We start from the raw sequence: 9,554 nt of genomic DNA on the forward strand, positions 1-9,554 counted from the left end.
ACTGGCAGACTTCCTGCACACCTACAACCACCACCGCTGCCACACCGCGCTCGGAGGCCAGCCCCCGATCAGCCGCGTCAACAACCCTCCGGGTCAATACACCTAGGGCCTCTCGTTCGGATCAGGCCGAGAACGAGCCCGCGCCGCCCGGCACATGCGTCCCGTAGCCGGGCTGGACCACCAGCGAGGGGCCGAGGCAGAACGGGTTGCCGTAGATCCGCACCGGCTGGTCCGAGAGGTTCGACAGGACATGCGCGAGCGCGGGCAGTCGCCGGCAGCCGGCCGGGTCGTGGTACACGTCCAGCGGCTGCACCTCGGTGGAGAAGACCACGACGTCCCCTGACGCGTCCGCCTGCGCGGGGGCCGTCAGACCCAGCACCGCACCGGCCGCGACCAGGGCCACCAGAACTGCTTTCGCTCGCACGATCATCCTCACCTCAGACGCTCCCGCTCCGCTCACGGGCTCGCCCCACAGCTATCGCGCAGGCGCCGCGGCGAGCCGTCCGTTCCGGCCCGGTTCACCCGATCGGCTCACGCATGTTCACCGGCCCGTGAGCGACCTGCCGTGTCGGCCAAGTCCCGTACCGATACCGGCGGTTGTTCACCGCCGGTTCGCGTGCGCGCCTCGCGGCCCCCGTAGGTGTGGCTGCGCACACTGGTCGGATCCCGTCGCTGGAGGCCCTGTCATGTCGGACCGTTCGCTCCCCGGTCGCCGCGGTGTTCTGCGCGGCTCACTCGCCGCGTCGGCGGCACTGGCCCTGCCCGGCGGGATCGCCGCGGCCCCGGCGTTCGCGCTGTCCGGGCGGCCCCGGGCGGACTGGGGGGTGCAGGCCGGGGACGTGACGGCGGACTCCGGGCTGGTGTGGGTGCGCGCGGACCGGCCGGCCCGGATGATCGTGGAGACGGCGGCGACGGAGTCGTTCCGTGCTCCGCGCAGCTGGCGGGGCCCGCTGCTCGGCGCGGACACCGACTTCACCGGCACCACCCGGCTGCGCGGGCTGCCCGCGGGCGAGCAGATCCACTACCGGGTGACACTGGCCGACCCGGACGACCCGCGGCGCACCGGCGAGCCGGTGACCGGCACCTTCCGCACCGCGCCGGACCAGCGGCGCCGGGGGGTGCGCTTCGTGTGGTCGGGCGACCTCGCCGGACAGGGCTGGGGCATCAACGAGTCGATCGGCGGCTACCGCATCTTCGACGCCATGGCGAGGACCGACCCCGACTTCTTCCTGTGCAGCGGTGACAACATCTACGCCGACGGCCCCGTCTCCGCGACCGCCGCCCTGCCCGACGGGAGCCTGTACCGCAGCGTCACCACCGAGGCGAAGTCGCATGTCGCGATCACCCTGGACGACTACCGGGGCAACTTCCGCTACAACCTGCTGGACGGGGCCCTGCGCCGGTTCAACGCCCAGGTCCCCGGCATCATCCAGTGGGACGACCACGAGGTCCGCAACAACTGGTACCCCGGCGAGGTCATCGGCCCCGGCACCCCCTACCCGGCCGGCACCCGGCTCGACGACCTCGCACGCCGCTCCCGCCGCGCCTTCTCGGAGTACTTCCCGATCTCCACGCTCGGCGCCCGCCCAGGCGGCCGCATCTACCGCGCCCTGCGCCACGGCCCGCTGCTGGACGTGTTCGTGCTCGACATGCGCAGTCACCGCAACGCCAACTCCCCCGACGACCAGTCCACCGACCCCGTGGGCATCCTCGGCCGTGCGCAGCTGGAGTGGCTCAAGCGCGAGCTGGCCGCGTCCCGCGCGGTGTGGAAGGTGATCGCCAACGACATGCCGCTCGGCCTGGTCGTGCCGGACCCGGTGGAGGGCAGGCCGAACTTCGAGGCGGTGGCCCAGGGCGATCCCGGCGCGCCGCTCGGCCGTGAGCTCCAGATCGCCGAGCTGCTGCGGTTCGTCAAGCACCGCCGGATCACCGGCACGGTGTGGCTGACCGCCGATGTGCACCACACCTCCGCGCAGCACTACGACCCCGCGCGGGCCGCGTTCAAGGACTTCGAGCCGTTCTGGGAGTTCGTCTCGGGCCCGCTCAACGCCGGCGCGTTCCCGGCCAGCGAACTGGACGGCACGTTCGGCCCGGACCGTGTGTTCGTCAAGGCGCCGACCGCCTCCAATGTCTCGCCTGCCGAGGGCTACCAGTTCTTCGGCGAGGTCGACATCGACGGCGTGAGCGGCGAGCTGACGGTACGGCTGCGGGAGTACGACGGCACCGTGCTGTTCACCCGGACGCTCCAGCCCGGGCGGGTCGGCCAGTGATCGACGGTTCCCCGGCTGGTTCCCGTACGCTGTCGAGCCAGGTCGCGCGCCGGCGTCATCCCCCGGCGCGCGACGCCCTCAACTCGGCGGCGGTGGGCGGGCTTTCCCCGCGTCGGGCCCGGCTCCGGGCTTCTTCGATCAGGAGCCGGGCACGAGCGATCGTAAATGTTGTCACAAATGGGGCGGAGCATGCTTTACCTGCCGGTCACAAACAGTTCGTGATCAGGCAACACGCTTCCTTCACAGTGGTTGTATGACTCCGGATATGTCTGATGTGACCCGCGCCCGGCACGGCCGGCCCGTGCACCACTGGCGGCGGGACCTCGTGGAACTGGCCGCACTCTTCACCGCCGTCGCCGTGGCCGACGGGGTGGCGAACCTGATCGGGCACGGCCCCGACGGCCCGGCCCTGCTGATGATCTCGGCGCTCGCGCTGGCCGCGACGGCGGGCTTCCACACCTGGTGGGCACGGCGCCACGGCCATGCACCGCCCCCGCTCCCGGCCGCTGATACCGGTGCCCGGCAGGCCGCCCTCGCGCGGCCGGCCGGGCCGGGCGACGGCGCCCACGGGGTGACCGGGACCAGCACGCTGTGGCGGATGCGCACGACGGTGCGGGACGAGCCCGGTTCGCTGGCCGCGCTGTGCACGGCGCTGGCCGAGCACCGGGTGGACATCCTGAGCCTGCAGACGCATCCGCTGGCCGACGGCACCGTGGACGAGTTCCTGCTGCGGGCGCCCGGGACGCTGAGCGCGGCGGAGCTGACGCGGGCGATCGCGGCGGCCGGGGGCACGTCCACCTACATCGAGCGGGCCGACGCCCACGATCTGGTCGACGCCCCGACCCGGGTGCTGGGCCTGGCCACCCGTACGGCGCTGGACGCGGCGGAACTTCCCCTGGCCTTGCGGCAGTTGCTCGGCCGGTGCACCATCCGCTCACTGCCCGGGCGGGGCCGCGACCAGGAATCGGTACCGGCGGAAGGGGTGTTGGAGGACACGGTCATGCGGCTGCGGGCGCCGGAGGGCGGCGTGCTCAGCGTGGAGCGGCCGTATCTGCCGTTCACACCCACCGAGTTCGCGCGGGCGCGGGCGCTGGTCGAGCTGGACGCCCGGCTGGGACCGCGGCTCCCGGACGGCCAGGACCTGCTGACGCTGCCCGAGGGCGACGACATCGCCGTACGCCGGATCGACACCGGTGAGCTGGCGGCGGCGAAGGCGATGCACGAGCGCTGCTCGGCCCGCACGCTGACGCTGCGCTACCACGGCCCCGTCGGCGACGCCGACCGCTACCTCCAGCATCTCCTCAGCCCCCGCTTCGGGCGGACGCTCGCCGCGCAGACGTCCACCGGGCGGATCGTCGGTCTCGGGCATCTGCTGTGGGACGGCGACGAGACGGAGATCGCGCTGCTGATCGAGGACGACTGGCAGCGGCGGGGCGTCGGCGCGGAGCTGCTGCGACGGCTGGTGGGGATGGCCCGGGAGGCCCACTGCGACAGCGTGTACGCGGTGACGCAGGCGTCCAACACGGGGATGGTCGCGGCGATGCGGGGCCTCGGGCTGCCGCTGGACTACCAGGTGGAGGAGGGCACGCTGGTGATCACGGCGCGCCTGACCGCGGAGCCCTCGCCGCGCCCGACGTACGACAGGGCCCACCGGGACTGACACCGGCCAGAGCGGCGGCGCGCGCCGGGGCCCGACTCGGGTCCGTCGACGCCTGATTCGGGCCGCCGGGTTCCAACTCGGGTCCGCCGGAGCCCGACTCAGGTCCGGCAGCGCCCAATTCGAGTCCGCCGGAGCCCGACTCAGGTCCGCCGGAGCTCAATTCGAGTCCGCCGGGGCCCACTCCGGTCCACCGGGGTCCGGTGGGTCGCCGCCTCTCCCGGTTCTTCACGAGGCGCCGGGAGAGGCGCGACCGGTCACCGGTCCGTCAGCCCGTCGCCTCCGCAGCCCCGACCGACACCCGGGCCCGCTCCCCGAGCGCCTGGTCCAGGTCGGCCCAGAGGTCGTCCACGTCCTCCAGCCCGACCGAGAGCCGCAGCAGCTTGTCGCTGACCCCCGCGCCCCGGCGGTCGTCGGCGTCCACGATGCGGTGGCTGATGGACGCGGGGTGCTGGATCAGGGTGTCCACACTGCCGAGGCTCACCGCGGGGGTGACCAGCCGCACCCGGGAGATCAGCTCATGCGGATCGCCCCGCACCTCGAAGGCGATCATCGCGCCGCCGATGCGCGGGTAGTGGACCGTGGACACCCGCGGGTCCGAGGCGAGCCGACGGGCCAGTTCGGCGGCGCTCGCGGAGGCCGCCCGGACCCGGACCGGCAGGGTGGACAGACCGCGCAGCAGGAGGTAGCCGGCCAGCGGGTGCAGGACACCGCCGGTCGCGAAGCGGATCTGGCGCAGCCGGCCGGCCAGTTCCTCGTCGCAGGCCACCACCCCGGCCAGCACGTCCCCGTGCCCGCCGAGATACTTGGTCGCGCTGTGCAGCACCAGGCGCGCGCCCTGCTCGGCCGGGCGCTGGAGCACCGGTGTGGCGAAGGTGTTGTCGACCAGCAGCGGCACCGAACCGCAGGCGTGCGCGATGGCCCGCAGATCCAGTTCGGCGAGGGTCGGGTTGGCCGGGGACTCGACCATCACCAGGCCGGTGTCGGGGCGCAGCGCGTCGGTGACGCCGGCCGGGTCGGTCCAGGTCACCTCGGTGCCGAGCAGCCCGGCGGTCAACAGGTGGTCGCTACAGCCGTAGAGCGGCCGTACCGCGACGACATGGCGCAGGCCCGTCGCCGACCGCGCGAGCAGGACCGCGCTGAGGGCGGCCATGCCGCTGGCGAACGCGACGGCGGACTCGGTGCCCTCCAGGCGGGCGAGCGCGGTCTCGAAACGGGCCACGGTCGGGTTGCCGAGGCGGCCGTAGACCGGGGGCCCGACCGGGTCGGCGCCGTCGGTGGCGAAGGCGTCGATGCGCGCGGCCTCGCCCCGGCTGTCGTAGGAGGGATAGGTCGTGGACAGGTCGATCGGCGGGGCGTGCAGCCCCTGGCGGGCGAGATCGTCGCGGCCGGCGTGCACGGCCTCGGTGGCGAGGGCTCTCGGTGCGGGGCGTACGTCGTCGTAGGCACCCGTGGTCGCTGTGTCCATGACGGGAAGGGTGAACATCGAACGGGTTCTGGTGGTTGAACCCCGTGCTATGTTCGGCCGATGTCCGAATCTGTCGTACTGGATCCGGTGGATCTTCAGCTGCTGCGGCTGCTACAGAACGACGCCCGGATCACCTACCGCGATCTCGCCGCCCAGGTCGGGGTGGCGCCCTCCACCTGTCTCGACCGGGTGACCCGGCTGCGCCGCTGCGGTGTGATCCTCGGTCACCGGCTGCAACTGGATCCGGCCAAGCTCGGCCGGGGCTTGCAGGCGCTGCTCTCGGTGCAGGTCAGACCGCACCGCAGGGAGCTGGTGGGGCCGTTCGTGGAGCGGGTGCGCGCGCTGCCGGAGGCCCGCTCGGTCTTCCATCTGACCGGCCCGGATGACTATCTGGTGCATGTGGCCGTCGCCGACATGGCCGATCTCCAGCGGCTGGTCCTGGACGAATTCACGGCACACCGCGAAGTCGCCCGGGTGGAGACCCGGTTGATCTTCCAGCAGTGGGAGTGCGGGCCGCTGCTGCCGCCCGGCCACGCCGACAGCTGAATCCCCGCCGACCCGGGTGACGCGGAGATCCCTCCCGTACGAGGATGGGCGGCATGTCTGAGATCAACACCCCGCTGCCCCGCCAGGTCGCCGACGCGTACGTCGACGAGCTGATCGCCCTCGACCCGGTGACCGGCACCTACCTCGGTGTGCCGGAGAGTTCGCGCACGCTGCCCGACTACTCGCCCGCGGGCCAGGAGGCGCTCGCGGAGCTGGCCCGGACCACCCTCGCCAAGCTGGACGAGGCGGAGCGCGGGCCCGGCGCCGACAGCGACGTGGAGCGGCGCTGCGGCCGGCTGCTGCGGGAGCGGCTGACCGCCGAACTCGCCGTGCACGAGGCCCAGGAGCATCTGCGCGCCGTCGGCAACATGCACACGCCCGGCCACTCGGTGCGCGACATCTTCACGGTGATGCCGGCGGAGACCGAGGAGGACTGGGCGGCGATCGCGGAGCGGCTGCGCGCGGTGCCCGGCGCGATCGCCGGTTACCGTGAGTCGCTCCAACTCGGCCTGGAACGCAAGCTGTTGGCGGCGCCGCGGCCGACCGAGACCTTCATCGGGCAGCTCGGCGAGTGGATCGACACGGACGGCAAGGGCCTCGGCTGGTACGAGGAGTTCGCCGCCGCGGGCCCGGACGCGCTGCGCACCGAGCTGGACGAGGCGGCCCGTACCGCCACCGCCGCCCTGACCGGGCTGCGCGACTGGCTGCGGGAGGTGTACGCGCCGGCCGTCGAGGGCGCCCCGAACGTCGTGGGCCGGGAGCGGTACGCGCGCTGGTCGCGCTACTTCAACGGCACCGACCTGGACCTGGACGAGGCGTACGCGTACGGCTGGTCCGAGTTCCACCGCATCCTCGGCGAGATGAAGCGCGAGGCGGAGAAGGTCCTGCCCGGCGCCGAGACCCCCTGGGTGGCGCTGGCGCACCTGGACGAGCACGGCCGGCACATCGGCGTGGACGAGGTCCAGGGCTGGCTCCAGGGCCTGATGGACCGGGCGATCGCCGACCTGGACGGCACCCACTTCGAACTCGCCGAGCGGGTGCGGCGGGTGGAGTCGCGCCTCGCCCCGCCCGGCGGCGCGGCGGCCCCGTACTACACGGGCCCCTCGGAGGACTTCTCCCGGCCCGGGCGCACCTGGCTGCCCACCATGGGCCAGGACCGCTTCCCGGTCTACGACCTGGTGTCGACCTGGTACCACGAGGGTGTGCCCGGCCACCACCTCCAGCTCGCCCAGTGGGTGCATGTGGCCGAGGACCTCTCCCGGTACCAGGCGACGGTGGGCATCGTCAGCGCCAACGCCGAGGGCTGGGCGCTGTACGCGGAGCGGCTGATGGACGAGCTGGGCTACCTCGGCGACGCGGAGGAGCGGCTCGGCTACCTGGACGCGCAGATGATGCGGGCGGCCCGGGTGATCGTGGACATCGGCATGCACCTGGAGCTGGAGATCCCGGCGGACTCGCCGTTCCACCCGGGCGAGCGCTGGACGCCGGAGCTGGCGCAGGAGTTCTTCGGGGCGCACAGCAGCCGTCCCGCGGACTTCGTGGAGAGCGAGCTGACCCGCTACCTGACCATCCCGGGCCAGGCGATCGGCTACAAGCTCGGCGAGCGGGCCTGGCTGCTGGGCCGGGAGCGGGCCCAGCAGCGGCACGGTGCGTCGTTCGACCTGAAGTCCTGGCACATGGCGGCCCTCTCCCAGGGCTCGCTGGGCCTGGACGACCTGGTGGACGAGCTCTCCAGCCTCTGAGCACCGCTCCGGGCCTCTGAACGCTCCGGGCCCCCGGGCACTCCTGACTCCGAGTGCCCGGGACTCCGAGCGCCCGGGACTCCGAGCGCTCTGCTCACTCGATCGGCGTGCCCGGCGCGCGGGTCCCCCGGCTTCGCTTCCATGCTGGCGAACGGGGGACGACCGCCGTCCGGGCCGCCGTACGCGCAAGCCGCGTGCCGCGCGCTGCGGACCCTGGCCACCGGAAGGGCGTCGATGAGGCTCGTCGTCGATCTCAACAAGTGTCAGGGGTACGCGCAGTGCGCGTTCCTCGCGCCGGACGTCTTCGCCATGCACGGCGAGGAGTCGCTGGTCTACGACCCGCAGCCCGACCATGAGCAGCGCGAGCGGCTGGCGCGGGCCGTGGCCGCCTGCCCGGTGCAGGCCATCACGGCCGACGGCGTGGACGGCCACGGAGTTTCCCGGGGCCCGGAGGCCCCCGATGGCCGCTGAGGACATGGACCGGCTCCGCCGTACGGGCCGGATCGCGATCGTGGGCGCCTCGCTGGCCGGGCTGCGGGCGGCCGAGACGCTGCGCGCGGAGGGCTTCGCCGGGGAGCTGACCCTGATCGGCGACGAGCCGTACGAACCGTACGACCGCCCGCCGCTGTCCAAGGCCGTGCTGCTCGGCCGGGCGGACCCGCACCGCACCGAGCTGCCCCGGCGCCGGGAGATCGACGCCAAGTGGCGGCTCGGCACGGCGGCCACCGGCCTGGATCTGACGGCCGGGCGGGTGCGGCTGTCCGACGGGGACGAGGTGGAGTACGACCGGCTGCTCATCGCCACCGGGGTGCGCGCCCGGCCCTGGCCGAAGGAGCCGGAGGCCCGGCTGGACGGCGTCTTCCTGCTGCGCACCCGGGACGACGCGGCCGGGCTGCACCAGCGGCTGCGCGCGGGGCCGCGCCGGGTGTTCGTGATCGGCGCCGGGTTCGCGGGCTGCGAGGTCGCCTCCGCCTGCCGGGAGCAGGGCATCGAGGTGACGGTCGCGGAACGGGCGGGCGCGCCGCTGGTGGGCGCGCTCGGCGGGGTGGTCGGGGCGGTCGCCGCGGAGCTGATGCGCGAGCACGGGGTGGATCTGCGCACCCGGGTGACGGTGACCGCGCTGGAGGGCGACGCGGCCGGGCGGGTGCGGGCGGTCCATCTGTCCGACGAGAGCGTGGTCGAGGCGGATGTGGTGGTGGTCTCGCTGGGCTCGCAGCGCAACACCGAGTGGCTGAAGGGGTCGGGGCTCGGCGCGGGGCCCCGGGGCATCGCCTGTGACGCGGGCTGCCGGGCCTTCGACTTCCGGGGCATCGTCACCGACGACGTGTTCGTGGCGGGCGATGTGGCGCGCTCCCCGCACGCGCTGTTCGAGTACCAGTTCCTGTCCCTGGAGCACTGGGGCAACGCGGTGGCGCAGGCGGAGACGGCCGCGCACAACATGATCTGCGACGGTACCGACCGGCGCCCGCATCTGTGGATGCCGGCGTTCTGGTCCTCGCAGTTCGGGGTGAACATCAAGTCGGTCGGGGTGCCCCCGATGGGCGAGGAGCTGATGATCACCCAGGGCTCCACGGCGGAGCGCCGGTTCGTCGGGGTCTACGGCCACAAGGGCCGGGTGGTGGCCGCGGTCAGCTTCGACAACACGCGGTGGCTGGAGTTCTATCAGCGGGCGATCGAGCGGGGCGCGCCGTTCCCGGTGGAGTACCCGACGCTGGACCGGCGCCCCGAGAACCGGCGCCCGGTGCCGGCCGACTTCCCCGATCCGTCCCTGCCGACCCATGGCCCGATGGTGACCCTCAGCGGCTACTCACCGGCCGACACCCAGCTCGTCTTCCACCCCGCCCGCCACTGACCGGCGCCCCGACCGCCGG

General features: G+C 73.4%; 8 protein-coding genes and 1 pseudogene. 7 read left to right on the forward strand and 2 right to left on the reverse strand.

Going from position 1 to position 9,554, the window contains the following annotated elements:
• Positions 1–106: pseudogene (locus tag CCN72_RS38105) on the forward strand (IS481 family transposase); the annotation flags it as partial.
• Between the two features lie 15 nt (positions 107–121).
• Here the strand turns inward: CCN72_RS38105 and CCN72_RS18060 are convergent.
• The gene (locus CCN72_RS18060; protein ID WP_086808415.1) at positions 122–430 is read right to left on the reverse strand and encodes a hypothetical protein; all 309 of its coding nucleotides are present in this window, start codon (positions 428–430) and stop codon (positions 122–124) included.
• A 256-nt stretch (positions 431–686) separates the two neighbouring features.
• On the opposite strand from CCN72_RS18060, the gene CCN72_RS18065 reads away from it, so the two are divergent.
• Positions 687–2,270, forward strand: coding sequence for an alkaline phosphatase D family protein (locus CCN72_RS18065; RefSeq protein WP_086808416.1), 1,584 nt, complete (start codon positions 687–689; stop codon positions 2,268–2,270).
• Positions 2,271–2,535: 265 nt separating this feature from the next.
• Complete coding sequence (locus CCN72_RS18070; RefSeq protein ID WP_237552924.1) at positions 2,536–3,930, forward strand: GNAT family N-acetyltransferase; 1,395 nt, start codon at positions 2,536–2,538, stop codon at positions 3,928–3,930.
• Between the two features lie 265 nt (positions 3,931–4,195).
• Here the strand turns inward: CCN72_RS18070 and CCN72_RS18075 are convergent, their stop codons facing one another.
• Positions 4,196–5,395: a trans-sulfuration enzyme family protein gene (locus tag CCN72_RS18075; RefSeq protein WP_086808421.1), complete on the reverse strand. Its 1,200-nt coding sequence runs from the start codon at positions 5,393–5,395 to the stop codon at positions 4,196–4,198.
• A gap of 60 nt (positions 5,396–5,455) precedes the next feature.
• Here CCN72_RS18075 and CCN72_RS18080 point away from each other — a divergent pair, with 60 nt between their 5' ends.
• The 4 genes from CCN72_RS18080 to CCN72_RS18095 all read left to right on the forward strand — a co-directional run bounded on the left by CCN72_RS18080 (position 5,456) and on the right by CCN72_RS18095 (position 9,535).
• Complete coding sequence (locus CCN72_RS18080) at positions 5,456–5,941, forward strand: Lrp/AsnC family transcriptional regulator (protein WP_085562719.1); 486 nt, start codon at positions 5,456–5,458, stop codon at positions 5,939–5,941.
• 53 nt (positions 5,942–5,994) lie between these two features.
• A complete protein-coding gene (locus CCN72_RS18085; protein ID WP_086808417.1) occupies positions 5,995–7,683 on the forward strand; it encodes a DUF885 domain-containing protein in 1,689 nt (562 codons plus the stop codon).
• Between the two features lie 234 nt (positions 7,684–7,917).
• Entirely contained in the window at positions 7,918–8,154 is a 237-nt protein-coding gene (locus tag CCN72_RS18090) for a ferredoxin (protein ID WP_086808418.1), read from the forward strand.
• Positions 8,144–9,535 carry an NAD(P)/FAD-dependent oxidoreductase gene (locus tag CCN72_RS18095; RefSeq protein WP_086808419.1) on the forward strand — a complete coding sequence of 464 codons (1,392 nt, stop codon included), beginning with the start codon at positions 8,144–8,146 and terminating at the stop codon, positions 9,533–9,535. The genes CCN72_RS18090 and CCN72_RS18095 overlap by 11 nt, the downstream gene beginning before the upstream one ends.
• Positions 9,536–9,554 lie beyond the last annotated feature (19 nt).

The organism is Streptomyces murinus, assembly GCF_002154555.1.
Lineage (GTDB): Bacteria > Actinomycetota > Actinomycetes > Streptomycetales > Streptomycetaceae > Streptomyces > Streptomyces murinus.